This is a genomic window from Marinobacter sp. PE14 (genome assembly GCF_053566155.1).
In genome coordinates, this window is sequence record NZ_JBQXNY010000003.1 from 468,070 (window position 1) to 494,903 (window position 26,834).

The 26,834-nt window shown below is 56.1% G+C and carries 20 protein-coding genes and 1 tRNA gene; 20 read left to right on the plus strand and 1 reads right to left on the minus strand.

Annotated features, from left to right (window positions below):
• Positions 1–143 precede the first annotated feature (143 nt).
• Together ACWJ62_RS12860 and ACWJ62_RS12865 are read left to right on the plus strand one after the other, a co-directional pair.
• A complete protein-coding gene (locus ACWJ62_RS12860; protein ID WP_449286539.1) occupies positions 144–1,175 on the plus strand; it encodes an AraC family transcriptional regulator in 1,032 nt (343 codons plus the stop codon).
• A gap of 138 nt (positions 1,176–1,313) precedes the next feature.
• Positions 1,314–1,390 (plus strand) — tRNA-Asp (locus ACWJ62_RS12865).
• Between the two features lie 249 nt (positions 1,391–1,639).
• Here the strand turns inward: ACWJ62_RS12865 and ACWJ62_RS12870 are convergent.
• Positions 1,640–2,689, minus strand: a complete 1,050-nt coding sequence (locus tag ACWJ62_RS12870) for an AraC family transcriptional regulator (RefSeq protein ID WP_449286540.1) — start codon at positions 2,687–2,689, stop codon at positions 1,640–1,642.
• 154 nt (positions 2,690–2,843) lie between these two features.
• Between ACWJ62_RS12870 and ACWJ62_RS12875 the strand changes: the two genes are divergently transcribed.
• From ACWJ62_RS12875 to pheS, 18 genes are all read left to right on the plus strand, one after another.
• On the plus strand, positions 2,844–4,913 hold the full coding sequence (locus ACWJ62_RS12875; protein ID WP_449286541.1) for an oxidoreductase: 2,070 nt from the start codon (positions 2,844–2,846) through the stop codon (positions 4,911–4,913).
• Positions 4,914–5,022: 109 nt separating this feature from the next.
• Positions 5,023–6,270 carry a DNA repair protein gene (locus tag ACWJ62_RS12880; RefSeq protein WP_449286542.1) on the plus strand — a complete coding sequence of 416 codons (1,248 nt, stop codon included), beginning with the start codon at positions 5,023–5,025 and terminating at the stop codon, positions 6,268–6,270.
• A gap of 111 nt (positions 6,271–6,381) precedes the next feature.
• Entirely contained in the window at positions 6,382–7,266 is an 885-nt protein-coding gene (locus tag ACWJ62_RS12885; protein WP_064227361.1) for an NAD(+) kinase, read from the plus strand.
• A 2-nt stretch (positions 7,267–7,268) separates the two neighbouring features.
• Positions 7,269–8,282: a metallophosphoesterase gene (locus tag ACWJ62_RS12890; RefSeq protein WP_449286543.1), complete on the plus strand. Its 1,014-nt coding sequence runs from the start codon at positions 7,269–7,271 to the stop codon at positions 8,280–8,282.
• A 43-nt stretch (positions 8,283–8,325) separates the two neighbouring features.
• Positions 8,326–9,189, plus strand: a complete 864-nt coding sequence (locus tag ACWJ62_RS12895) for a rhomboid family intramembrane serine protease (RefSeq protein WP_449286544.1) — start codon at positions 8,326–8,328, stop codon at positions 9,187–9,189.
• Between the two features lie 165 nt (positions 9,190–9,354).
• Complete coding sequence (locus ACWJ62_RS12900) at positions 9,355–9,645, plus strand: YeaC family protein (protein WP_449286545.1); 291 nt, start codon at positions 9,355–9,357, stop codon at positions 9,643–9,645.
• The gene (locus ACWJ62_RS12905; protein ID WP_449286546.1) at positions 9,642–10,481 is read left to right on the plus strand and encodes a DUF2797 domain-containing protein; all 840 of its coding nucleotides are present in this window, start codon (positions 9,642–9,644) and stop codon (positions 10,479–10,481) included. Before ACWJ62_RS12900 ends, ACWJ62_RS12905 begins: the two co-directional genes overlap by 4 nt.
• Positions 10,482–10,563: 82 nt before the next feature.
• On the plus strand, positions 10,564–13,206 hold the full coding sequence (gene pepN, locus ACWJ62_RS12910) for an aminopeptidase N (RefSeq protein ID WP_449286547.1): 2,643 nt from the start codon (positions 10,564–10,566) through the stop codon (positions 13,204–13,206).
• A gap of 139 nt (positions 13,207–13,345) precedes the next feature.
• The gene (locus ACWJ62_RS12915) at positions 13,346–14,731 is read left to right on the plus strand and encodes a DUF1329 domain-containing protein (RefSeq protein ID WP_449286660.1); all 1,386 of its coding nucleotides are present in this window, start codon (positions 13,346–13,348) and stop codon (positions 14,729–14,731) included.
• Positions 14,732–14,879: 148 nt separating this feature from the next.
• The gene (locus ACWJ62_RS12920; protein ID WP_449286548.1) at positions 14,880–16,028 is read left to right on the plus strand and encodes a WD40/YVTN/BNR-like repeat-containing protein; all 1,149 of its coding nucleotides are present in this window, start codon (positions 14,880–14,882) and stop codon (positions 16,026–16,028) included.
• A 46-nt stretch (positions 16,029–16,074) separates the two neighbouring features.
• Entirely contained in the window at positions 16,075–18,459 is a 2,385-nt protein-coding gene (locus ACWJ62_RS12925) for an efflux RND transporter permease subunit (RefSeq protein ID WP_449286549.1), read from the plus strand.
• Positions 18,460–18,643: 184 nt separating this feature from the next.
• A complete protein-coding gene (locus ACWJ62_RS12930; protein WP_449286550.1) occupies positions 18,644–19,627 on the plus strand; it encodes a TAXI family TRAP transporter solute-binding subunit in 984 nt (327 codons plus the stop codon).
• An 82-nt stretch (positions 19,628–19,709) separates the two neighbouring features.
• Entirely contained in the window at positions 19,710–22,313 is a 2,604-nt protein-coding gene (locus tag ACWJ62_RS12935; protein ID WP_449286551.1) for a TRAP transporter permease, read from the plus strand.
• 152 nt (positions 22,314–22,465) lie between these two features.
• A complete protein-coding gene (gene thrS / locus ACWJ62_RS12940; RefSeq protein WP_449286552.1) occupies positions 22,466–24,391 on the plus strand; it encodes a threonine--tRNA ligase in 1,926 nt (641 codons plus the stop codon).
• A gap of 2 nt (positions 24,392–24,393) precedes the next feature.
• Positions 24,394–24,933: a translation initiation factor IF-3 gene (gene infC / locus ACWJ62_RS12945; protein WP_197694046.1), complete on the plus strand. Its 540-nt coding sequence runs from the start codon at positions 24,394–24,396 to the stop codon at positions 24,931–24,933.
• A gap of 95 nt (positions 24,934–25,028) precedes the next feature.
• Entirely contained in the window at positions 25,029–25,220 is a 192-nt protein-coding gene (gene rpmI / locus ACWJ62_RS12950) for a 50S ribosomal protein L35 (RefSeq protein ID WP_138440561.1), read from the plus strand.
• A gap of 50 nt (positions 25,221–25,270) precedes the next feature.
• Complete coding sequence (gene rplT / locus ACWJ62_RS12955) at positions 25,271–25,624, plus strand: 50S ribosomal protein L20 (RefSeq protein ID WP_008170485.1); 354 nt, start codon at positions 25,271–25,273, stop codon at positions 25,622–25,624.
• A 151-nt stretch (positions 25,625–25,775) separates the two neighbouring features.
• Positions 25,776–26,774 (plus strand): phenylalanine--tRNA ligase subunit alpha, encoded by a 999-nt coding sequence (pheS, locus tag ACWJ62_RS12960; RefSeq protein WP_449286553.1) that lies wholly within the window; start codon positions 25,776–25,778, stop codon positions 26,772–26,774.
• Positions 26,775–26,834 lie beyond the last annotated feature (60 nt).

The following is a 26,834-nucleotide window of genomic DNA, read 5'->3' on the forward strand; positions in this document are numbered from 1 at the left end:
ACAGGGTGCCTTTTCTGGGACCTCTGGATCTGACAAACCTCTGGAGTGTGGCAAACCCTGCCAGATCAGGCATTGACCTGGCGAGCCCCGGCGACTGTCCGGCCGGCCAAAGTAGTAGTCAACAAATAAGAAAACGGGATCTTATGCAGGAACTTCGTGACGCGGGAGTGATGTTGCGCCTGATTTATGAGGCGATGAAAAAGAAGGGAATCGATACCAATGCGATTTTCAGCCGTCTGGGTGTGGATGAAAATTACGTTTATACCGAACAGCTTCGAACTCCCCACAGTGCGCAGATGTACTTCTGGCAGGCTGTTGAGGATGTTTCCGGCGACCCGGATGTGGGCCTGCATCTGGGACAGCTACTGCCAGCGTATAAGGGGCAGGTGCTGGAATACCTCTTTCTGAGCAGCCCAACCTTTGGCGAGGGCCTGCGTCGGGCCCAGAACTATCAGCGTCTGCTGAGTGATGCTGCAAACACCGATTTCTTCATTGAGGGCGACGATGCCTGCATGGTTCTGGATGCAGCGTCTGATGATGTGCGTCGTTTACGGCATTTCAATGAATGTTTCGTGCTGGGATTGATTACCTTTTTTCGCTCCATCACCGATGGCAATTTTTACCCGTCACGCATCGAGTTCGAGCATGAGCGTTCCGAGGGCCAGGATCATGTTCGAGAGGTGCTGGGGTGCGACGTCACCTTCGGTGCGCCGGAAAACCGGCTGTATTTCCCGGCCAAGCTGCTGTCACATGCCTCGCCGCATGCCGAGCCGGAGCTGCTGGATCTGCACGAGCGGTTTGCCAGCGAACAGGTTGCCCGGTTGGAGAAGAAAGACATTGTTGGTCAGGTGGAGCGGATTGTCGCAGAGCTCCTCGATAGTGGAGAGGTCACCCTCGATGCCGTGGCCGAGCGGCTTGGAATCAAGCCGAGGACCCTGCGTACCCGGCTGACAGAGGCCGAGACCAGTTTTAATCAGGTGCTCGCGGATTTTCGATATCGCCTGGCCCGCCAGTTGCTGGCAACCACCGATGAATCCATTGATGAGATCGTCTATCTAACTGGCTTTTCTGAGCCCAGCACTTTTTATCGCGCCTTTAAGCGCTGGTCCGGAATGACACCTATCGAATACCGCAAAACCGCCCAGGGCAAGGACGCCATGGTCGATGCCATGTAAGAGGACGCTTTTTCTGAAAATATTTAAGAAAAAGCGTTGACATAACAGGGCGCCTCTTTATAATGCGCCCTCGTTGTCACAGAGCAATCACACCCTTGATTGCCAAGCCTTTTCGAGGCGAGTTGTGATGACCCGCACGGAGCGGTAGTTCAGTTGGTTAGAATACCGGCCTGTCACGCCGGGGGTCGCGGGTTCGAGTCCCGTCCGCTCCGCCATTTTTCCTCTCGCTTTACCTTTCACCTTACCCGATCTCTCCAGTTAGCTTGCTGTCAACGCGAAGCTTCATTGTCATCGTTCTGTCATTGAGAACTTCTAGGCTATTTCTGAAAATTCAGGAATCAGGAAGGCTGTGATGCGGGATTACGAAGAAGAGTTGATTGAAAACCAATTCGAAGAATATGAAGACGATGATGGCTGGGACGACGCTATGGAGTTATAGGCAAGGGATGGAACCATCGTCGATGTCACCCATGCCTGATCTGCTTTCGGTGCTCCCCAGGGCTTAGATTAAACCAGCGGCGGTAGGCCTTGTGAAAGGCCGCAGGATTGGAAAAGCCCAGAAGCCAGGCAATCTCCGCCAGTGATGTCTCTGTCTCCCGAATATAATCCCGCGCCAACTGTTTTCGCGTCTCATCCATCAGCTCCCTGAATCCGGTTCCCTCGCCCGCCAGCTGCCTCTGGAGCGTCCAGGGTGCCACACCCAGTTTCATTGCAATGGTCTCCAGGCTCGGTGTTTCGCCACGGAACAGGGGGGTAAGCAGGTTCCTGACCCTGTCTCCCGTTGTCCATCCCCGTCGTATCTGCTGCAGTTCCCGTTCGCAGAGATCGGAAAGCTTTTCATGCATAGCCGGCTGAGCCTGCTGGCTGGTGCTTTCCCAAATATCCTGCCGCACGGTAAGGCTGTTGTTCGACGCCCCAAACTGCACCGGGCAGCGGAACCAGCTCTCGAATAAGTCATCCAGGCCGATTGATCGGTATTCGATGGTGACCTTTTCCAGAACGTCATAACGGCCTGTAACGGTCCGGAGAAACTGGGTCCACGCAGCAAGAACGGAATCCACCACGAAGTAGTTGAAGCCGTTATAGGGGCGAATCGAGTAGAACTTTGCTTGCCGTTTTTCCGGTTGGACAGTTGGAACGCCCCGGCTATTTCGGCTGGTTAGCAGAGCGTAGCGAATCAGCGTGTCGAGGGCCGCACCAGCAGTGCCGGCGGTTTCTCCGGCCAGCCCTGCAATACCCGCGTCGACGGGGCGTGATAGCGCTCCCATCCTCAGCCCGAGAGCCGGGTTGCCGGTCTCGCTGATCGCTGCATGCCCCAGGCGCATGAACCGGGGGATGCTGATGCGAGCTTCCGGTGATGTCAGGGTCTGATGGTCAAGCTGGAAACGGGATGTCAGTTCTGCGCTGATGGCGCCTTCGGCTTCGGCGGCCCGCAAAAGAGCCGACACATAGAGAACACTGATGTCCCCGAGTGAGTTTCGGTTTTTTGACGGGCTCGATAGGTGGCCGTTCATTAAAGCCTTTGTCTAGCATGTTATGCAAAGATAATAAAATGTTATCCCGGGATATTGTCGATGGCAAGATGCGCGGGTAGTTTAAGGCTCAACAATGAACGGAGCCCTGTCAGCCTCAGGCGTTCCGCAGAAGATCACCATGAGGAGACCGAACATGACCGCGAGCACGACGCCAGGCGTTGCCAAATACCCGAACCTGCTTGAGCCACTGGACCTTGGTTTTACCAAACTGCGTAACCGCACCCTGATGGGCTCCATGCACACCGGCCTGGAAGAGGCCAAACACGGCTTCGAACGCCTCGCGGCATTTTATGCAGAGCGTGCCCGTGGCGGTGCCGGCCTGATCGTGACTGGCGGTATTGCTCCGAATGTGGAAGGGGGCGTCTTCCAGCACGCCGCCAAGATGACCACCGAAGAGGAAGCCGAAAAGCACAGGATCATTACCGATGCGGTGCATGGAGCCGATGGCAAGATTTGTATGCAGATTCTCCACGCTGGCCGCTACGCCTACTCTCCGGAGCTGGTGGCACCCTCAGCCATTCAGGCGCCAATCAATCCGTTCAAGCCCCGGGAACTGGATGAGGACGGGATCGAGAAGCAGATTCAGGACTATGCGGAGTGTGCCGCACTGGCGCAATGTGCCGGTTATGACGGCGTTGAGGTGATGGGGTCAGAGGGTTACTTCATTAACCAGTTCATCGTGTCTCATACCAACCACCGGACTGACCGTTGGGGTGGCAGTTACGAAAACCGCATTCGTCTGCCCATCGAAATCGTTCGCCGGGTTCGTGAGCGAGTGGGTGAGAGCTTTATCCTGATTTACCGCCTGTCCATGCTGGATCTGATTGAAGACGGCAGTACCTGGGAAGAGGTGGTGCATCTGGCCAAGGAAATCGAAAAGGCGGGTGCAACCATCATCAACACCGGCATCGGCTGGCATGAGGCCCGCGTACCTACCATTGCAACCTCAGTTCCCCGGGGCGCATTTACCAAGGTGACCGCGCGCCTGAAAGGTGAAGTGAGCATTCCTCTGGTCACCACTAACCGGATTAACATGCCGGACGTGGCCGAGAAGATTCTGGCCGAGGGCGATGCCGATATGGTGTCCATGGCCCGGCCGTTCCTCGCAGACGCCGATCTGGTTCTGAAGGCTGCAGAGGACCGCGCGGATGAGATCAATACCTGCATCGGTTGCAATCAGGCCTGCCTTGATCACACCTTCAGTGGCAAGTTGACGTCTTGCCTGGTCAATCCCCGCGCCTGTCACGAGACCGAGCTGACCTACGTGAAGACCGCGAAGCCGAAATCCATTGCGGTGGTCGGTGCCGGCCCGGCCGGAATGGCTTTCGCTTCCGTGGCAGCAGAGCGTGGCCACAAGGTGACGCTGTTTGACGCAGGCAGCGAGATTGGTGGCCAGTTCAATGTTGCCAAGCTGATTCCGGGCAAGGAAGAGTTTTACGAGACTTTGCGTTATTTCCGGGTGATGCTCGACAAGCATCAGGTGGATGTACGCCTGAACACCCGGGTTAGCGCTGACGACCTTAAAGCCGGTGGCTTTGATGAAGTGATTCTGGCCACGGGCGTCAAGCCGCGTACGCCGGAAATCGAGGGGATCGATCATCCCAAAGTGATCGGTTATCTGGATGCGCTGTTGGAACGCAAACCGGTCGGCCAGAAAGTGGCCGTGATCGGCGCCGGCGGTATCGGTTTCGATGTCTCCGAGTTTATCGTCCACAAGGGCATGTCGGCCGCCATGGACACCGAGCACTTCATGCGTGAGTGGGGTGTGGATCTGAGCGTTGAGCATCGCGGTGGCATCCAGGGCGTTGAGCCCCAGGTTCCGGAGCCGGCCCGGGAAGTCTACCTGCTTCAGCGTAAGGCCTCGAAAGTGGGCAAGAACCTGGGCAAGACCACCGGCTGGATTCACCGGACTTCCTTGAAAAACCGGCAGGTTCAGATGGTGCCCGGTGTGACCTATCGCAAAATCGATGATGAGGGCCTGCATGTAACGGTCACGCCGAAAGGCGCAGAGCAGGGCGAAGATCGTGTGCTGCCCGTGGATACCATTATCGTCTGCGCGGGTCAGGAGCCGCTGCGTGAGCTGCAAAGCGATCTCGAGGCAGCGGGCCTGCCAGTTCACCTGATTGGTGGCTCGGATGTGGCGGCTGAACTCGATGCCAAGCGAGCGATCAACCAGGGCAGTCGGCTGGCGGCAGAGCTCTAAGCGCTAACACGATCACAAATCGTTGCAGTTTTTCCCTGTGCAGAAACGATTGTCTGGCTAGACTAATAGCTTTGAGTCTGTCGAGTCGTTGAACTTTGGAGAACGTGCAATGGTGTCTGCCGACCAGGCAACCGATGGTTATTCGGCGGTATTTTTTGTGGAAGGTAGTCAGGTGGCCCGCGAGATGCGGGCCAACGAATTTGGCGCCTTCCTGGATGGCTATGTTGGGCTGTCCGATCTTGCCGAAACCGATGTCAGGGCTGTTCTGGTTGAGCTGAGTGGCGATCTACGGGTTCAAGCACTTGTGTTCTTCCGAATCTGGTTTGATGAGGAGGGCAGGGCAGACAGTCACTGGAACCTGCCGATTGAAGAGCTTGCCAGGCAAGGCGCCAAGGGGCCGGACATGGGCGGTGGTCCTATCCGGCTGGTTTGCCGGAGCCAATGTCCGGATCCGAAGTTCAAGGAGGATCTGTGGGACCCGGACATGACCCCGGGGAACAATCATTTCCAGGCAATTCGCAAGGCAGTAGAGGCCAATAGCCTTAAATTCCGAAAAGTTGAGCCGGTACAGGAAGAGAATATTCCGGTTCTGAGTGAGCAGGCAGAAGATTCATCGGAGCGTGAAGAGGCTGCAGCCGCCGCCGATCGTTCCCGCCTGGCGCAGTTGATTCGTGAGCAACGACTGCGGATAAAGACCCTTCAGAGTGTTCACCGTGATGCGCTTTCGGATATCCAGCGAGAGCACCGGCTGGAGGTTCAGGCATTGCGCAGTGATATTGCGGATCTCGAGCAGAAATACGAACGCCAACGCCTCAGCAATGAGCAGCTCAAGAAGCGGCTTTCCGAAAGAAACGAGCAGTACCTCTCCATGCAGGAGCAGATGGCCGCTGTAGGTGAGGAGAAACAGCGGGAGGATTCGAACGCGGGTGCCGAGCTCCTGCTGCTCAGGGAGCAATTGGAGCGCCGTCAGCGGGAGCTCGAGCTGAGAGACGAGAAGATTGTCGCCCTCGAGGAAGAGAACCACGAGCTGAGAAACCGCGAACCTCCGGAAGACTCCATCATGGACCACCTGCAGCGCCAGGCGGTGTTCCTGGTGGCCTACCAGCCAGGCGTCGGTCACGTAACGCTGCCCTTCAAGGACATTGAGACCTACTTCAGTAACCCCACCGCCTATGCTGCGGAACGCTGCGGCATGAATGAGCCCGCCTATCGTGAATGGCTGGATCACTATGAAAATCCTGTGTGCACCCACAAGGGCAACGATGGAAAACCCTGTGGCGAGCCGATCCTGCGGGTAAGCCAGCCCGCGGAATTCCGCCCCGGCGTTGATGATCGGTGCGAGAAACACCAGGCCTGAGGTTCGAACTTTTTCAGTATCGGGGTGACTTTCGTTAAACTGTACGCCAGATTGTCACCGGGGTAACGGTTTCGTTTGTCCCCGCCGCATCCCGACACCACAGGAAACTTCATGGATCAGTTCAGGAACATTGGTGTGATTGGCCGTATGGGCAGCGTGAAAGTGGTTGAATCACTGCGCCAGCTCAAACAGTACCTGATCGCCAACAACTACCACGTCATTCTTGAGGAAGACACGGCCAGCATGCTGCCAGGGCATGGCCTGCAGGTGGCGAGCAAAAAGCTACTGGGCGAAATCTGTGATCTGGTCATCGTAGTCGGCGGTGATGGCAGTCTTCTGGGTGCCGCCCGTGAGTTGGCGAAGTCCAAGATTCCCCTGCTTGGGGTGAACCGGGGCCGTCTGGGCTTCCTGACGGACATTTCGCCGTCCGATCTTGAGGAACGCCTGGGCAAGGTCCTGGAAGGCGAGTACATGGAAGAGACGCGGTTCCTGCTGGATGGCAATGTTGAGCGCAACGGCCAGCCCCTGGGGTTTGGTACTGCCCTGAACGATGTCGTTCTGCACCCGGGCAAGTCCACCCGGATGATCGGCTTCGACCTGTTCATTGACGGCCATTTTGTTTACAGCCAGCGTTCGGATGGCCTGATTGTGTCCACGCCGACCGGGTCTACCGCCTACTCGCTGTCTGCTGGCGGTCCGATCATGCACCCGAAGCTCGACGCCATTGTTCTGGTGCCCATGTTTCCCCACACTCTCAGTAGCCGGCCGATCGTTGTCGATGGCAAGAGTGAGATCAAACTGGTGATCGGGGAGACCAATGAAACCTATCCGCAAATCAGCTTTGACGGCCAAATGAACATTGCCTGCGCGCCGGGCGATATCATTCGCATTACCAAAAAGCCGTTCAAGATCCGGTTGATTCACCCCACAGACCATAATTTCTACGCCACCTGCCGTGACAAGCTTGGCTGGGCTAGTGAAATATCAGCGAGTTGATCATGGCTGCTACAAAATCGACCGCAAACCGCGGTTACGACATCATTGGCGATATTCACGGCTGTGCCAATACCCTGACCAGATTGCTGGACCAGATGGGGTACCGCAAGATCAACGGGGTGTACCAGCATCCCCGTCGTCAGGCGATCTTCATCGGCGATATCATTGATCGTGGTCCACGCATCCGTGAAGCCCTGCACCTTGTGCGGGATATGGTGGAACATGGTTCGGCCCGAATTGTCATGGGCAACCATGAGTACAATGCTCTGGGTTACTGTACGCGGGCGCGCCCGGGCAGCGGCAAAACCTTCCTGCGTGAGCACAACGCGCGTCACGACCGCCTGATTCGCGAGACTCTCGAGCAGTTCGAAGCGCACCCCTACGAGTGGAATGAGTTTCTCGAGTGGTTCTACACCATACCGCTGTTTATCGACGACGAGGATTTCCGTGTTGTGCACGCGTGCTGGGATGGCGATCTGATCGAGAAATTCAAACAGTCGCAGGGTGGTGCGTGCATCGATGAGGATTTCCTGCACGCCTCTGCCGCCATTGAGTCCTTTGCCGGGCAGGTTATGGATACCCTCCTGAGGGGAACGGATCTGCGGCTCCCCCGGGGTATGACCATCACCGGTCGGGATGGCTATGTGCGCGAGTTTTTCCGAACCAAGTTCTGGGCCGACGACCCTCATACCTATGCCGATGTTGTCTTCCAGCCGGACCCGTTGCCGCCGGAAGTGGCAAGCCGGTTATTGACGGAAAACGAGCGAAAACAGCTGATCAGTTATCCTCTTGATGCGCCCCCGGTCTTTGTCGGGCATTACTGGATGGAAGGCGAACCGGCGCCACTCAAATCCAATGTCGCGTGCATCGATTACAGTGCCGTGAAGTACGGGCGGTTGGTCGCTTATCGAATGGATGGTGAGCGGGCACTTTCCCGGGACAAATTTGTCTGGGTTGATGTGGAAAGACCGGAGCAATCGGACTATCCCACCAGCGAGGACAGTCTTGCACGCTAGACCGAGCGTTGTGGCTGAATCATTTCCGGAGGCGGAGTAAGCGGTGTACCGAGTCAAGCAGTTGGATACCACGGTAAACCTGGCGGGCTTCAGCCGTTGGCTGAACGGTCAGGGTGTGACCCACCGCATCACGGAAGAGGGAGGGTTCCAGGTGCTCTGGCTGGAAGATCCTGCCCATGCGGAACCGGTGCTCTCGGCCCTGGATCGTTTTATGGCGGAACCGGAAATCAGGGAAGCGGTGGACCGTCAGAACCGCTCGCCGGTATTTGTTGGTGGCCGCTGGCAACCTTCTCCGCGTCATGCGCCGCTGGTGCTGGGGATTATCGTGTTTGCCGTCGCCATGGTCTGGCTCACGGCCATGGGTCAGAATGAGCTGGCGGCCAGCCTGATGGTGATCGACCCCCGGGATTACGACTGGAGCACCATGGCCGGCCGCATTGAAGCGCTGACAGCGACGCTGGCCAGCGGCCAGGTCTGGCGGCTGCTGACGCCGGATTTTCTGCACTTCAGCTGGACCCACATCATTTTTAATTCGGTCATGCTCTGGTTTCTGGGTAGCCAGATCGAGTGGTTTGATGGTCGCGCCCGGCTAATCACGCTGTTTGTGATCACGAGTCTGATTTCCAACGGCCTGCAGTATTTTGTTTCAGGCCCGCTGTTCGGTGGGCTATCGGGAGTGGTCTATGGGATTCTGGGCTATTGCTGGCTTAGCCAGCGGTCGGCACCGAGGTTTCAGTTTCCACCTGCGTTGGTAACCTTTGCCGTTGCGTGGATGGTCATTGGGTTCACCCCGCTGCCGGAAATGATCGGGCTCGGTCGAATGGCCAATGAGGCGCACCTGGGCGGGTTTGTTGCCGGACTGGCCCTTGCGGTGATTTTGCCCGTAAGAGGCAGAAGGGGAGCATAAAAAAGCCCCGCCAGAGGCGGGGCGTAAAAAGAGCTTTTAGCTCCTGATGAGAGAGACCAAATGATACGACCGTCGTCATTTGGTGAAGGAATGATAATCATTATCGTTTGATGCTGTCAAACGGTTCCGCCATATTTTTAATGAACGTTTTTTCAGGAGAGCGGGATGACTTACGAAGAACTGATCGAGCGACTGGATCCCAATGTCTACCGGAGCCTCCGGCAGTCAATTGAACTCGGTAAATGGCCTGATGGCCGCAAACTGACGCCCGAACAGCGTGAAATCAGCCTGGAGGCCGTGATCTACTACGAGAACCTTCACAACATTCCCGAAGAAGAGCGTACTGGCTACCTTGATCGGGGCAGCAAAGCCGGTACCGCCTGCGATCCTTCGGTGCAGCGCAAGCAGGATAAAGAGGCTATGGACCCCAGCCAGTTTGTCGAGGTCAAGTCTTGAACGAACTGATTGATGTAACCGGCCGGCTCCGGAAAATGCCGGCGGAGGCCGGAGACCCGGTGGCCTATTCCATTGCCGTTGGCGATACCCGTATTCCTCTGAATGATCTGATCGGCAGGCCTTTGCGCCTGGATTTTGATGGCGTGATTCGTTGTATTCATTGCGACAGGAAAACCAACAAAAGCTTTAATCAGGGCTTTTGTTACCCCTGTTTCCGCAAGCTTGCCGCTTGTGACAGTTGCATCATGAGTCCGGAGAAGTGCCACTATCATCTTGGCACCTGCCGTGAGCCGGAGTGGGGTGAAACCCATTGCATGGTGGAGCATGTGGTGTACCTGGCGAACTCGTCGGGCCTCAAGGTTGGTATTACCCGGGCATCCCAGGTGCCAACACGGTGGATTGACCAGGGGGCTGTTGACGCTATCCCAATGGCGCGAGTTGCAACGCGATACCTCGCAGGCCTTGTGGAAGTTGCCTGTAAGGCTCACGTCGCCGATCGGACCAACTGGCGGGCTATGCTCAAGGGCGATGTCCCGGAACTCGATCTGGTGGATGAGCGGCAGCGGATGCTTGGGCTGATTGCCGAAGACCTTGAGACGCTCAGGCAGACCCACGGTCAGGACTCCATTCGGGAAGTTGACGAACAGGGGCTTGGCCTGAGCTATCCTGTCCAGGTCTGGCCAGTCAAGATCAAAACCCATAACCTCGACAAATCGCCGGAAGTTGAGGGCGTTCTTGAGGGTATCAAGGGTCAGTACCTTATTCTGGATACCGGTGTGATCAATATTCGAAAGTTCACCGGTTATGAAGTCCGTTTCCGGGTCATGGAAGGCTGATAGCGCCTTTCCCGGCAAATCTTGTCATGCCTGCGGGTACTGTATGCCAGTGCCCGCTGGCCGCGAATTCTGGAGAGAACCCATGCGTACCAGCCAGCCACAGACCATTTATCTGAGCGATTACAAGGTACCTGCGTATCTGGTCGACACTGTAGACCTGCGATTCGAGCTTTTTGAGGATGGCGCAAGGGTGCACAGCACCCTCGAACTCCGCCGGAACCCGGAATCGGACGAGACGGCGGCGCCTCTGGAGCTCGATGGTGACAGCCTGACGCTCGAATCCGTTGCTCTGAACGGCGCTGAGCTGGCTGAGGGTGATTATGAGGATCGTGGCGACCAGTTGGTGGTTCGCTCGGTGTCGGAACAGTTCACTTTGACGGTCGTCACCTGGATTGAGCCGCAGAACAATACCCGTCTGGAAGGGCTTTACAAGTCCTCCGGCATGTTCTGCACCCAGTGCGAGGCTGAAGGGTTCCGCTGCATCACATTCTTCCCGGACCGCCCGGACGTGATGGCGCGTTTCCGCACTCGTATCGAAGCCAACAAAGACGCCTATCCGGTTCTCCTCTCCAATGGTAACGACGTGGAAAAAGGCGAGCTGGAAAACGGCCGCCATTTTGTTACCTGGGAAGATCCGTTCCCCAAGCCCTGTTACCTCTTCGCCCTGGTAGCCGGAGATCTGGTAGAGAAACGGGACACCTTTTCCACGTGTTCGGGCCGTGACATCGATCTGCGCATGTATGTGGAACCCCGCAACGCGGAGAAATGCGATCACGCCATGGACTCGCTGAAGCGCTCCATGCGCTGGGATGAGGAAGTCTATGGTCGTGAATACGACCTCGATATTTTCATGATTGTGGCGGTAGACGACTTCAACATGGGCGCCATGGAGAACAAGGGGCTCAACATCTTCAACTCGTCCTGTGTGCTGGCCAGCCAGGAAACCGCTACGGACATGGCGTTCCAGCGCATTGAAGCCATCGTCGCCCACGAATATTTCCACAACTGGTCAGGTAACCGGGTTACCTGCCGTGACTGGTTTCAGCTCAGCCTGAAAGAAGGCTTTACCGTTTTCCGGGATTCCCAGTTCTCGGCAGATATGGGTTCGCCGACTGTGAAGCGGATTGAGGATGTCACGCTGCTGCGTACCGCCCAGTTCGCTGAAGACGGAGGCCCCATGTCGCATCCGGTGCGGCCGGCTTCCTACATGGAAATCTCCAACTTCTACACCCTGACCATTTATGAGAAAGGCGCAGAAGTCGTACGCATGATCCATACCCTGCTGGGGCCGGACATGTTCCGCAAGGGCAGTGACCTGTATTTTGAGCGTCACGATGGCCAGGCCGTCACAACCGATGATTTTGTCAAAGCCATGGAGGATGCCTCCGGTAGGGATCTGGGCCAGTTCCGTCTGTGGTATGCACAGGCCGGCACGCCGGTGTTGGCCATTTCGGACGACTTTGACGCGGGGACAGGCGTGTACCGCCTGACCATTGAGCAAAGCATTCCGGATACCCCGGGCCAGACCAACAAAAAGCCCCAGCACATCCCGTTTGCGCTGGGTCTGCTCGGACAGGATGGCCAACCCCTGCCGTTGCAGCTTGAATCCGGAGATTCGGGTGCGCCGACTGAGCGGGTGCTTGAGCTAACCGAAGCCGTTCACACTTTCGAATTCCATGGCGTCGAGTCCAGACCCGTGCCATCACTTTTGCGGCACTTCTCCGCGCCGGTTCGGGTTCGCTACAACTGGACCCGCGAACAGCTGCTCTTTCTGATGAGTCATGATCCGGACGGGTTCAATCGCTGGGATGCGGGCCAGAGACTGGCGGTCGATGTTATTCAATCGCTGGTCAATGCGTCCGATGATGCCGAAATCGACCCGAGACTGGTTGAGGCCTATCGCAAACTGATTTCTGACGCCGATCTTGATCAGGCACTGGTTGCGAAAATGCTGCAGTTGCCATCTGAAGCCTACCTGATTGAACTGACAGACAAGGCCGATGTGCCGGCTATCCATCGTGCACGCGAGGCCGTGCTACGGCATCTGGCGAGTGCCCTGAAAGGCGAGTTGCTGGGCTGTTACCAGCGGCATCAGGGCAGTGGTCCTTACGAGGTGACACCGGATGCTATTGCCCGCCGTAGCCTGCGCAACACCGCGCTGGCCTGGCTGCTGATGATTGATGATGAGGAAGGTCGGAGTCTGGCTGTCAGCCAGTTGAACGCTGCTGACAATATGACCGATCGCATGGGTGCCTTGAGAGCACTGGTCAATTCAGGCTTTGAGTCTGATCGCCAAGAGGCGTTGGACGACTTTTATAATCGGTTCCACGATGATCCCCAGGTTGTTGAGCAATGGTTCTCGGTCCAGGCGGCCAGTGATCAGGCCGGACAGCTCCCGGATATCCACAAGCTTCTGGAGCATCCGGCGTTCGACTGGAAAAACCCCAACAAGATCCGGTCTGTGGTTGGTGCGTTTGCGGGCCAGAATCTGGCCGATTTCCATAACCCGGACGGATCCGGCTACGAATTCCTGGCAGATCAGGTCTGCCGCCTGGACGACAGCAATCCGCAGATTGCCGCGCGTCTGGTAACGCCGCTGACCCGGTGGAGAAAGTTTGCGCCCTCGTACAGCGCCCGGATGAAATCGGCCCTGGAGCGTATCCGGGACAAAGCCGGATTGTCCCGGGATGTCTACGAGGTAGTGCACAAGAGCCTTGCCGATTGAAGTCAGATACAAAATCGCACTTTCGGTCGATAGACTTTAGTCTGGGATCGGTTAATCTGGAATAAGGTCTGTAATTCCATCAGACGACAATAAAAAAGCCTCCAAAGAGGCTTCCAGACGCACTTAAGGTTTCACAATGATGTATAACAAAAATGCGATTCTCGGCGGCCTCTTGGCTCTCTCCGTGGCGTCATCGCCTGCGTGGGCGGCTGTTTCCGCCAGTGAAGCGGCCCGTCTGGGCCAGGAGTTGACACCCTTTGGCTCGCCCAAGGCGGGCAACAGCGCCGGAACCATTCCGGCCTGGACCGGAGGCCTGACAGAGCCGCCTCCCGGCTATGAGGGAAGCGGCCAGCACCACATCAATCCTTTTCCGGATGATGAAGTCCTGTTTACCATCACGCCTGCCAACATGGATCAGTACGGGGAGTACCTTACTGATGGCGTGAAGGCGTTGCTGGAAACCTACCCGACAACGTTCCGGGTGCCCGTTTATCAGTCCCGTCGTACCCATGCGGTTCCCGATTGGGTGGCTGAGAATACTCGCGAAAACGCCGTGAACGCAGAAATTGTTGGTCAGGGCGAAGGCCTGGATGGTGCGTTTGGCGGCTATCCGTTCCCGATCCTGCACGGCAGTGACGAGCAGAAAGCCTGGCAGGCGGTTTGGAACCATCTGACGCGCTGGCGCGGTGTGTCTGTAACCCGGCGCTCCAGTGAGGTGGCAGTCCAGACCAACGGTGACTATTCGCTGGTTACCTCCCAGCAGGAAGCCTTCTTCAATTACTACAACCCGGAAGGCGGTCAAGAAGATCTGGATAACGTGATCTTCTACTACCTGTCGTTTACCCAGTCACCACCCCGCCTGGCCGGTGGTGCCATCCTGATCCACGAGACCCTGAACCAGATCATCAATCCGCGGAACGGATGGGGTTATAACGCCGGGCAACGTCGCGTGCGACGGGCGCCAAACCTTGGGTACGATTCGCCGATTGCAGCGGCCGACAACCTGCGTACTGCAGACGATACCGATATCTTCAACGGGGCCCTGGACCGCTATAACTGGAACTACGAGGGCAAGCGGGAGATCTACATCCCCTACAACAACTACCGGATTGGTGAAAAAGGTCTTCCTTACGAGGAAATCCTGGGTATCTCACACCTGAATCCGGACCTCACCCGCTGGGAGCTTCACCGCGTTCATGTGGTTGAAGCTACGCTGAAAGACGGGGAGCGCCATATCTACGGCAAACGTCGGTTCTATATTGACGAGGATAGCTGGAACACCGTTCTGCTGGATCAGTACGACGGTCGCGGCGAACTTTGGCGTGTAACCATGGGTCTGCCTAAAAATTATTATGAACTTCCGGGTGTGTGGACGGTTCTTGACGTCTATCATGACCTGCAGGCCCGTCGTTATCATGTGCTCGGTCTGGATACGGAAGAGCCAAATACCCGCGTGTTCACCGACGAGGTCCCGAACAAGCGCTATTTCTCGCCGGCCTCCCTGCGCCGCAGGAGTGTTCGCTAACGCGCTGTTGGCCGAGGGATGCGTCCCCCCGCCCACAGGAAGTGGCGACTCGACATACCGGCAATCGTAAGGTTGCCGGTATGTTCACAGTTATTCCCGGCTTTGCCGGTCAGAGACACAGTTCAATACAACATAATAGGCAATCTGAATGGCTAAAAGGTTGATGTGCAAGACTCTGGGCGCTGCCTGCCTTGGACTTTCCATGGTCTGGTCTGCCCCTGCAGCGTTTGCGCTTGCAGATATCATCGAAACCCCGGCCCGGTCGACGGATCTGGCCCCGGACAATCTTCTCACCGACGCGACCCGGGTTGGGGATCGCATTGTGGCTGTGGGAGAGCGCGGCCATATCATCTATTCGGACGATGAGGGGAAAAGCTGGGTTCAGGGTGAAGTTCCTGTTTCTGTGACCCTGACAGCGATCGATTTTGGCTCCGACACCCATGGCTGGGCAGTTGGCCACAGTGGCGTTGTGTTGCACACCAGTGATGCCGGGGCAACCTGGAGCCTTCAGATTGACGGTATCCGGGCCATGAAACTGGCCATTGAGAGCCGGGAAGAGCAGATTGCGGCCATGGAGGAGCGCATCGAAGAAGCGCCCGAAGAGGAAAAAGAAGATCTCGAGTGGGCGCTGGACGACCTCTACTTCGCCCTTGAGAACATTCAGGCGGATATGGATATTGGTCCGGTCAACCCGCTGCTGGATGTCTGGTTTGAAAACGAGAACCGCGGTTTTGTTGTTGGCGCCTACGGCATGTTCCTGCGCACGATGGACGGCGGTGAGACCTGGAAAGACTGGGCGCCAAGAATTGATAACCGGCAGAACTTTCACCTTAACGGCATCACCCGTATCACGGGTGGCGCCCTCGTTGTTGTCGGTGAGGCCGGTCAGATACATGTTTCCGTTGACGGTGGAGAGGCTTTTGAACGCCGTGAGGCACCCTATGAAGGCTCCTTGTTTGGTGTGATCGGTACAGGTCAGGTGAACGAGATTCTCGCCTTTGGCCTGCGGGGCAACATGCTCTTTTCCTCGGATCTGGGCAAGAGCTGGCGGATGGTTCCAAATTCAGCGGGCGCGACACTCAACGATGGCGTGGTTGCCGATGATGGTCGCATCACCCTGGTGGGTAACGGCGGTGCCGTGCTGATGAGTACCAATGGCGCCGAAACCTTCCGAGAGCATTTCCGTAGTGATCGAGAAGGCGTCATGAGTGCGGTGCCTATCTCAGGAACAGACCTGCTGATTGTCGGCGAAGGTGGCGTAAAAATTACAGACGCCCGTGGCAGAAACCTTCAATAACGCCCTGATGTGGCAACAACCGAACGAACAATAGAGGGGCTTTTGAATGTCCAACCCTAAGCATGACAAGGGCGAGCACTACCTGACGACGCCCAAGGCGGAACCCTTTCTCGAGAGGCTGATTTTCAACAATCGGGCAGTTATTCTCATTGCCTTTGCCATTTTGACGATGTTTCTCGGGTACAACGCCGTCAAGATTCAGCCCGATGCCAGTTTCGAGCGCATGATTCCGCTCGAGCACCCGTACATCGTAAATATGCTTGATCACCGGGACGACCTGGAGAATCTCGGTAACTTCGTTCGTATCGCCGTTGAGTCGAAAGAGGGCGATATTTTTACCCAGGAGTACATGGAAACCCTGAAGCAGATCACTGACGAGGTTTTCTATCTCAATGGTGTGGATCGCTCCGGCCTGAAATCTCTCTGGACGTCGAACGTCCGCTGGGTTGAGGTTACCGAACAGGGTTTCCAGGGTGGCACAGTCATACCGGACGGCTATGACGGCTCCCGGGAAAGCCTTGAGCAACTCCGCCAGAACGTTCTGCGTTCGAACGAAGTCGGGCGCCTGATCTCTGATAACTTTAATTCGACGATCGTTTACGCGCCGCTCTACGAGAAGAATCCGGAAACCGGTGAGGCTCTGGATTACGGTGACTTTTCGCGCCAGCTTGAAGAAAAAATCCGGGAGAAATACGAAGAGCAGAATCCGAACATCAAGATTCACATCGTCGGCTTCGCCAAGAAGGTGGGCGATCTGATTGAGGGGATTGGCTCCATCGCATGGTTTGCGGGGATCACCATTCTCCTGACCACGCTGTTGCTGTTCTGGTACTCCCGTTCCATTACGGGAACCCTGGTTCCCGTATTCACGTCGATCATCGCCGTGTTCCTGCAGCTGGGTACGCTTCGGCTTCTGGGCTATGGCCTGGATCCTTACTCGGTTCTGGTGCCATTCCTGGTGTTCGCCATCGGCATCAGTCACGGTGTGCAGATCGTAAATGCCATGGCTGTGGAAGCGGCCAAGGGCTTTGACGCAGTGACCGCAGCCCGTCTGGCGTTCCGGGCACTCTACATACCTGGCATGCTGGCGCTGATCTCTGACGCCTTCGGCTTCCTGACTCTGTTCTTTATCGAAATCGATGTAATCCGCGATCTGGCGGTTGCTGCGGGTATTGGTGTGGCGTTTGTTATCCTCACCAACCTCGTTCTGCATGTGCTGATCATGTCTTACATCGGGATTTCCAAAGGTGGCATCCGCCATGTCCAGAACCACGGTGAGAAGCAGGACCGGAAGTGGCGAGTGCTGTCCTACTTCTCCCATCCCGGTGTGGCACCGATCTCGTTGCTGATCGCTGTGATTGGCCTCGGGCTTGGTCTCTACTACAAGCAAAACCTCAAGATTGGCGACCTCGACCAGGGCGCGCCTGAGCTGCGAGCGGATTCCCGTTACAATAAAGACAACGCCTATATCATCGACAACTACTCAACCAGTGCTGATGTATTGGTGGTGATGGTTAAAACACCGGAAGAGCAGTGCACCCAGTACAACGTGCTGCGTGCCATGGACTCCCTGCAGTGGGAGCTTCAGAACACGCCGGGCGTTCAGTCATCTGTTTCTCTGGCCGATGTTTCCAAGATGGTCACCAAGGCGTTGAACGAGGGTAACTGGAAGTGGTTCGAGATCTCCCGTAACCAGACCATCATCAATGCGTCCATTCGTGAGGCTCCTGCAGGGCTGATTAATACCGACTGCAGTCTGACGCCGGTTCTGGTCTTCCTCGAGGATCACAAGGCGGAGACGCTGGAGACCGTTGTTGAGCGGGTGGAAGAATTCGCCCAGAACAACAGCACCGAAGAACACAGGTTCCTTTTGGCGGCGGGTAACGCGGGTGTAGAGTCAGCGACGAACGAAGTTATCTCTGCCGCCAAGGACAAGATGCTGATCCTTGTCTACGGCGTGGTGAGTTTGCTGTGCTTCGTGACCTTCCGTTCGATCCGTGCGGTGCTCTGTATCGTGATACCTCTGGGGCTGACCTCGATCCTGTGTGAGGCAATCATGGCGGTATCCGGCATTGGTATCAAAGTAGCGACGCTGCCGGTGATTGCACTCGGGGTTGGTATCGGTGTCGACTACGGCATCTATATCTACAGCAAGCTGGAGAAATACCTGCTGGAAGGCAAGACGCTTCAGGACGCGTACTATGAAACCCTGCGCTCGACGGGCAAGGCCGTTATGTTTACTGGCGTGACCCTGGGTCTGGGCGTCGTTACCTGGATATTCTCGCCGATCAAGTTCCAGGCTGACATGGGCTTCCTGCTGTTCTTCATGTTCCTCTGGAATATGGTGGGATCTATCTGGCTGTTGCCGGCTTTGGCCCGGTTCCTGCTGCGGCCGGATCAGATGCTTGCCAAGGCCCGAGCTGCGAAATAACATTCGCACCGACCTGCAAAAAAGCCCGCGCTGCGGGCTTTTTTGTTGTCTGGTCAACCGGTTAGCGAGCTAATCCGTGCTTTATTTATGACGTGAAGTGGTCTATGTTTTACCGTGACCGTATGTCTTGCCCGCACTACGGGCTGTCATCTAATTACAACGAGCAGAAAAAGGAAGAACTCACATGACACTGAAACTGAAAGCCTCCGCATTTGCTGTCGCTGCCGCAGTCAGCCTGGGTGCTGCTTCAACCTCTGTTTCCGCGCAGGAGCAGCGCTTCGTGACCATCGGTACCGGCGGTGTAACCGGTGTTTATTATCCGGCCGGCGGTGCGATCTGTCGTCTGGTGAACATGGACCGCAAAGAGCATGGAATCCGCTGTTCCGTTGAGAGTACCGGTGGTTCCGTATACAACTTGAATGCGATTCGCCAGGGTGAACTCGATCTGGCCGTAGCCCAGTCCGACTGGCAGTACCATGCCTACAACGGCACCAGCCAGTTCAAGGACGATGGCGCCAACAAGGACCTTCGCGCGGTGTTCTCCCTGCATCCGGAACCGTTTACCGTTGTTGCCAGCAAGGGCTCGGGCATCAAGACCTTTGAAGACCTGGAAGGCAAGCGGGTATCCATTGGTAACCCGGGCTCTGGCCAGCGCGCCACTGCCGAGGTTCTGATGGACGAGATGGGCTGGACCGCGGATAAATTCTCACTGGCCGCCGAAATCAAGGCGGCGGAGCAGTCCCAGGCGCTGTGTGACGGTAACATTGATGCCTTCTTCTACACGGTTGGCCACCCCTCCGGCGCCATCAAGGAAGCGACCACTTCCTGTGACAGTGTCCTGGTTAACGTTGATAACGCTGCCACACAGAAGCTGATAGACGATAACCCGTACTATCGTAAGGCGGTCATTCCTGGTGGTATGTACCGCGGCAGTGACGATGACGTTACTACCTTTGGCGTTGCGGCAACCTTCGTGTCATCCACTGATGTGCCCGATGATGTTGTCTACGCGGTTGTGAAGGCTGTTTTCGAGAACTTCGACAGCTTCAAGCGCCTGCATCCTGCGTTTGCCAACCTGAACAAGGAAGAGATGGTCTCTGATGCCCTGAGTGCGCCTCTGCACCCGGGTGCTGCCAAGTACTACAAGGAAGCGGGTCTGATCGACTGATCTGCCTGCACTCCGTCACAGCGGGATCAGGCCCGCTGTGACGTCCTTTCAGAGATTTATCTTTTACGTACGGGACTAATTTATGGCGACGAGCGATCCGGCTAACGGAGCTGGTGCTGGTGGTGGTAGTAATGTAGACCAGATCCTGCAGACTGAAACCGGGGGCAGGGCGACCAGTGGATACGCCGCGGTTATTCTCTTTATCGTTCCCCTGGTGTGGTCTCTGTTTCAGCTCTGGATTGCGTCACCGCTCCCCTATATCTTCAATTTCGCAATCTTTAATTCCACGGAAGCGCGTTCAATCCATCTTGCGTTTGCCGTTTTCCTGGCGTTTTCCGCCTTCCCGATGATCAAGGGGCGGCATGTAAATATCGTCCCCATCTATGACTGGATTCTGGCGCTTGTTGCTGCTTTCTGCGCCTCATACCTCTACGTTTTTTACGAAGAGCTTTCAACTCGGCCAGGCGCGCCGATCACCCAGGATTTGTGGGTTGCGCTTATCGGTCTCGTGCTTTTGCTGGAAGCCACGCGTAGGTCGCTCGGGCTCCCGCTAACTATCGTCGCTGCAGTCTTTATCACTTACTCGATCGCCGGCCCCTACATGCCGGATGTGATTGCCCATAAGGGCGTGAGCCTGAGTAAACTGGCGTCTCACCAGTGGCTGGGCACCGAGGGTGTGTTTGGGGTTGCACTTGGTGTTTCCACCAGCTTCGTTTTCCTGTTTGTGCTTTTTGGTGCGTTGCTTGAACGAGCGGGTGCCGGTAACTATTTTATAAAAGTCGCCTACGCCATGTTGGGACATATGCGTGGTGGCCCAGCCAAAGCCGCAGTGGTCTCTAGCGGTTTGAGCGGCGTTATTTCCGGTTCGTCCATCGCGAACGTTGTCACTACCGGCACGTTCACTATTCCGCTGATGAAGCGAGTCGGCTTTCCGGCCACCAAGGCCGGCGCGGTAGAAGTTGCCGCATCCACCAATGGCCAGCTGACACCACCCATCATGGGCGCAGCCGCCTTCCTGATGGTCGAATACGTTGGTATCTCCTATCTGGAGGTGATCAAGCACGCCATTCTGCCGGCGATGATTTCCTATGTGGCGTTGATCTATATCGTTCATCTGGAAGCCTGCAAACTCAACATGCAGGGTATTGAACGTCTCAACAAGCCAACCCTTGCCCAGCGTATGTTGAACTGGGTCGTTATCCTGATTGGCCTGAGTGTCCTGACCCTGGCGGTCTATTACGGGGTCGGCTGGACGAAGACGCTTTTCGGCGAGGCGGCGATTTGGGTATTGGCACCACTGCTCGTGCTGATCTATGTTGGCCTGGTCGGCTACGCCACCCGGTTCCCTGAGCTTGAGGAAGACGATCCTGAAAAGGACATGGGCGAATTGCCGCCCGTTGGCCCGACGGTAAAGACAGGTCTGTATTTCCTGCTCCCTGTTGTGGTGCTCGTGTGGTGCCTGACGGTCGAGCGTTTTTCACCGCAGTTGTCAGCGTTCTGGGCTACGCTGTTCATGATTTTCATCGTCGTGACACAGCGCCCGTTGAAGGCCTTCTTCTACAAGCACGGTAATTTCCTGGGCGAATTCAAGGACGGTGTGTTCGATCTTGCGCATTCGCTCGCCACCGGCGCCCGCAACATGGTGGGTATTGGCGTGGCAACCGCCACCGCTGGCATTGTGGTGGGTACGGTTACCTTGACCGGTATCGGCCTGGTGATGACCGAGTTTGTCGAGTTCCTGTCTGGCGGCAACCTGTTGTTGATGCTGATCTTCACGGCCATCATCAGTCTAATCCTCGGCATGGGGTTGCCGACCACTGCCAACTACATCGTTGTGTCCACCCTGATGGCGCCGGTAATCGTTACTCTGGGGGCTCAGAATGGGCTGATCGTTCCCCTGATTGCCGTGCACCTGTTTGTGTTCTACTTCGGTATTCTGGCGGACGACACGCCGCCCGTGGGGCTGGCGGCTTATGCCGCCGCTGCCATATCCGGAGCTGACCCCATACGAACGGGTATTCAGGGCTTCACCTACGATATCCGGACAGCGATACTTCCGTTCATGTTCATCTTCAACACGCAGTTGTTGTTGATTGGTCTGACGGGCTGGTTCGATCTTCTGGTAACGATCTTCAGCGCTGTAACCGCCATGTTGGTCTTTTCAGCGGCCACTCAGGGCTTCTGGTTTACCAAGAGCTATAAGTGGGAATCACTGCTGTTGCTGTTGATTACCTTCACCATGTTCCGGCCGGGTTTTTGGTGGGACATGGTCTACCCGCCTACGGCAGACCGGCCAGGTTCAGAGATCATGGAGTATGTTCAGGACGTGCCAGCTGACAAACCGATTGTGTTGAAGGCCTCCGGGATGACCATCGACGGCGACGAGGTGACGACTTATGTAAGGCTGGAGATTCCGGCTGGCGATTCGCCTGAGCAGCGTCTGATGGACGCAGGGCTGGAGCTTAGCCCGGATGGCGAAAAGATGGCGGTGGATTTCGTCGGTTTCGGCAGCCCGGCGGAGGATGCGGGAATCCAGTTTGGCTGGACCATCGATGCGGTGCAGGTTGACCTCGAACGCCCGCCCAAGGAGCTGATGTTTATTCCCGCACTGGTTCTTCTCGGGCTTCTGGCGTTTGGTCAGTTGCGTCGACGGGCCCGGGAGGAGGCCGCCGTCCAGCCGGCCTGATGCCCCGCATGTCCGTAAAAACCCGGCATTAACCTGCCGGGTTTTTTTCTGTTAAACTTCGGCTCGAATCGGCCCGCGGTTTGTATCGCGCCGTGCCGTCACCATGTGGTCTCTGGTATAGATCACCGCTGAGCAACTAACAGGAGCTTTCCATGCCCGTCGTAACCCTGCCCGATGGCAGCCATCGTAGTTTTGCCGAACCCGTAACCGTCCATGACGTTGCCGCCGATATTGGCGCTGGTCTTGCCAAGGCCGCCCTTGCTGGCAAGGTGGATGGTCAACTCGTCGACACCAGCTATCGCATCGAGAACGATGCCGAGCTGGCAATTGTCACTGAGCGTGACGAAGACGGCGTTGATATTATCCGCCATTCCACGGCTCACCTGATGGCTATGGCTGTCCAGGAACTGTTTCCCGGTGCCCAGGTTACCATTGGCCCGGTCATCGACAACGGCTTCTACTACGACTTCAAGTACGACCGCCCGTTTACCAACGAGGATCTGGCGCGGATCGAGAAGCGCATGGAAGAGCTCTCCAAGCAGGACCTTTCGGTGTCACGCTCCATCATGTCCCGCGATGAGGCGATCAAGCTTTTTAAAGACATGGGTGAGGAATACAAGGTCCGAATCATCCAGGACATTCCCGGCGATGAAGATCTGTCCTTCTACAGCCAGGGTGATTTCATTGACCTCTGTCGCGGCCCGCACGTCCCAAGCACGGGCAAGCTGAAAGCGTTCAAGTTGACCAAGGTGGCCGGTGCCTATTGGCGGGGCGATACCAGCAATGAGCAGCTCCAGCGGGTGTACGGCACCGCATGGGGCAATAAAAAGGATCTCAAGGCTTACCTGCACCGTCTGGAGGAGGCTGAAAAGCGCGACCACCGCAAGCTTGGCAAGAAGCTTGGTCTGTTCCATATGCAGGAAGAAGCGCCGGGCATGGTGTTCTGGCACCCGGATGGCTGGTCTCTGTATCAGGAAATTGAACAATACATGCGCCGCAAGCAGCAGGAGCACGGCTACAAGGAAATCAAGACGCCACAGGTGGTGTCGCGGAACCTGTGGGAGAAATCAGGGCACTGGGACAAGTTCAAGGACGACATGTTCACCACCGAGTCGGAAAAACACGACTACGCCATCAAGCCCATGAACTGCCCGTGCCACGTGCAGGTGTTCAACCAGGGGCTGAAAAGCTACAAGGACCTGCCTCTGAGACTGGCGGAATTCGGTTCCTGCCACCGGAATGAGGCCTCCGGGGCGCTGCACGGACTGATGCGGGTTCGTGGCTTTACCCAGGATGATGCCCATATCTTCTGCGAAGAAGACGCCATCCAGCAGGAAGTGTCGGCATTTATCGAAATGCTGCACGAGATCTACACAGACTTCGGGTTCACTGAAATCCTGTATAAGCTGTCAACGCGCCCCGAAAAGCGGGTTGGCTCGGATGAAGTCTGGGACAAGGCCGAAGCCGCCCTGGAAGAAGCGCTGAATCGTGAAGGTGTCGACTGGGAGCTGCTGCCGGGTGAGGGCGCCTTCTATGGTCCCAAGATCGAGTTCTCTCTGAAGGACTGTATCGGACGGGTGTGGCAATGTGGCACTATTCAGGTGGACTTTTCCATGCCGGGTCGTCTGGGTGCGCAGTATGTTGCCGATAATTCCGAGCGGAAGACGCCGGTTATGCTGCATCGGGCCGTATTGGGATCCTTTGAGCGTTTTATTGGTATTCTGATCGAAGAATACGAAGGGGCTTTCCCGACCTGGCTGGCGCCGACTCAGGTAGCAATCCTCAATATTACCGATAATCAGCGTGATTATTGTCAGAATCTGGCGAAAAAGTGGGATTCTTTGGGCTATAGGGTTAATGCTGACTTGAGAAACGAGAAGATCGGCTTTAAAATCCGCGAGCATACTCTTAACAAGGTTCCCTACCTTGTCGTTGTCGGTGACAAAGAAGTCGACAACAACGCCGTTGCGGTGAGAACCCGCAAAGGCGAAGATTTGGGAACTTTATCGCTTGAAGCGTTCGAGCAGCTTTTAAATGAAGATGTTGAGCGCAAGGGCAAAACAAAGACGGAGATCTAATTATTAAACAGCGAGCGAATCGGGGTGGGCGTACACCAAAGGCGCCGATCAATGAGAATATTGACGCAACCGAAGTCCGACTGATCGATGCCGAAGGTAATCAGGTCGGTGTAGTACCAATTGAGGATGCTCTCAAGCAAGCTGAAGAGGCATCTCTTGACCTGGTCCAGGTTACGGATTCCGATCCGATCGTCTGTAAGATAATGGACTACGGCAAGAAAATCTTCGACGAGAAGAAGGCCAAGGCGGCTGCGAAGAAAAAGCAGAAGCAGACGCAGGTCAAAGAGCTTAAGTTCCGTCCAGGAACTGAAGAAGGGGATTATCAGGTCAAACTACGCAACCTGGTACGTTTCCTTGAAAACGGGGACCGCGGCAAAATCACCATCCGCTTCCGTGGCCGTGAGATGGCACACCAGGAAATTGGTATGCAGCTCATGCAGCGTATTGAAACGGATATTGAAGAGCTTGCCCAGGTTGAGATGCGGCCGAAAATGGAAGGCCGGCAGATGACCATGGTTGTGGCGCCCCGCAAGAAGAAGTGAACCTGATCGGGTGCTTGTCCCCCGCGCATGCGGGGGATTTGTCGTTCAGGGGCACATTATTGTTTATTTAAAAATAGAATGCGGAGTTTTAAAAAATGCCTAAGATGAAAACCAAAAGCGGAGCTACCAAGCGGTTCAAGAAAACCGCCACTGGCTTCAAGCACAAGCAGTCCTTCACCAGTCACATCCTGACCAAGAAGAGCCCAAAGCGTAAGCGTCAGCTGCGCGGCACCAAGCTCATCGCCAAGTCGGATGTTGCATCTATCAAGCGTATGACCGCGAGCTGATCCAGTCGCGCGATTCATTCCTTAGAAAGTAAAGGTAGAAGGATTAAAGTATGGCTCGTGTAAAACGTGGTGTGGTCGCACGCCGTCGTCACAAAAAGATTCTCAATCAGGCCAAAGGTTACTACGGCGCTCGTAGCCGGGTATTCCGTGTAGCCAAGCAAGCGGTTATCAAGGCCGGTCAGTACGCTTACCGCGACCGTCGTAACCGCAAGCGCGCTTTCCGCGCTCTGTGGATAGCCCGTATCAATGCTGGTGCCCGCGCTAACGGTCTGTCTTACAGCCGTCTGATCGCTGGTCTGAAAAAGGCTAACGTAGAAATCGATCGTAAGGTTCTGGCCGATCTGGCCATGAACGAGCAGCAGGCGTTTGCCGCTGTTGTTGAGAAGGCCAAAGCGTCCCTGTGATTGCTTAGCTCTTTCATCGATTGCTGATCGATATGGGCGCCCCATGACTTCATGACGGCGCCTCCTGATAGGGGAAGGGCACGCTCTTCCCCTATTTTTGTTTTTGAAGTTACGTTTTAAGCACTTCCATTTCTGGTTTGGAGCAGGGTCAATGGAAAACCTGGAGCAACTGGTTCAGGACGGTTTGTCGGCAGTTGAAAGCGCTGACAGCCTGCAGGCACTCGATCAAATTCGTGTTGAGTATCTTGGCAAGAAGGGTGTTATTACCCAGCAGGCGAAAACACTGGGCAAGCTGTCTGCTGAGGAGCGCCCTGCCGCCGGCCAGAAGATCAATGAAGCCAAAGGGCAGGTAGAGCAGGCCATCAATGCCCGGCGAAATGATCTGGAACGTGCCGCCATCGAACAGAAGCTTGCCAGCGAATCCGTTGATGTGACTTTGCCGGGTCGAGGCCAGGACCTGGGTGGTTTGCACCCGGTTACCCGCACCCTGCAGCGAATCGAACATTTCTTTGCGCGCGCCGGGTACACCGTGGAGCAGGGGCCCGAGATCGAAGATGACTATCACAACTTCGAGGCCCTGAATATTCCTGGCCACCATCCCGCCCGCGCGATGCACGACACGTTTTATTTCAACCCGGGCACACTGCTGAGAACCCACACCTCACCAGTACAGATTCGCACCATGGAGGCAGGCAAGCCGCCCTTCCGAATGATCTGCCCTGGTCGCGTGTATCGATGTGATTCGGATATGACCCACACCCCCATGTTCCATCAGGTGGAAGGGCTTCTGGTCGAGAAAAATGTCAGTTTTGCCGACCTTAAAAGCACCGTTGAGGAATTCCTGCGGGTGTTTTTCGAGCGGGACCTTCAGGTCCGTTTCCGGCCATCGTATTTCCCCTTCACCGAGCCCTCTGCCGAAGTGGATATCGAATGGGGACGGGAAGCTGATGGCAGCATCAAGTGGCTCGAGGTTATGGGCTGCGGAATGGTGCATCCGAAAGTGTTTGAATACTGCGGAATCGATGCCGAGGAATACCGTGGCTTTGCATTCGGTCTTGGTGTAGAGCGCCTGGCCATGCTTCGTTATGGCGTGAACGATCTGCGTATGTTCTTCGAGAACGATCTGCGCTTCCTGCGACAGTTTCGTTAACACGCAAGATCAAGGCATCCAACCACACAGGCAAAACCGCATCAGGACAAGGCAATAACC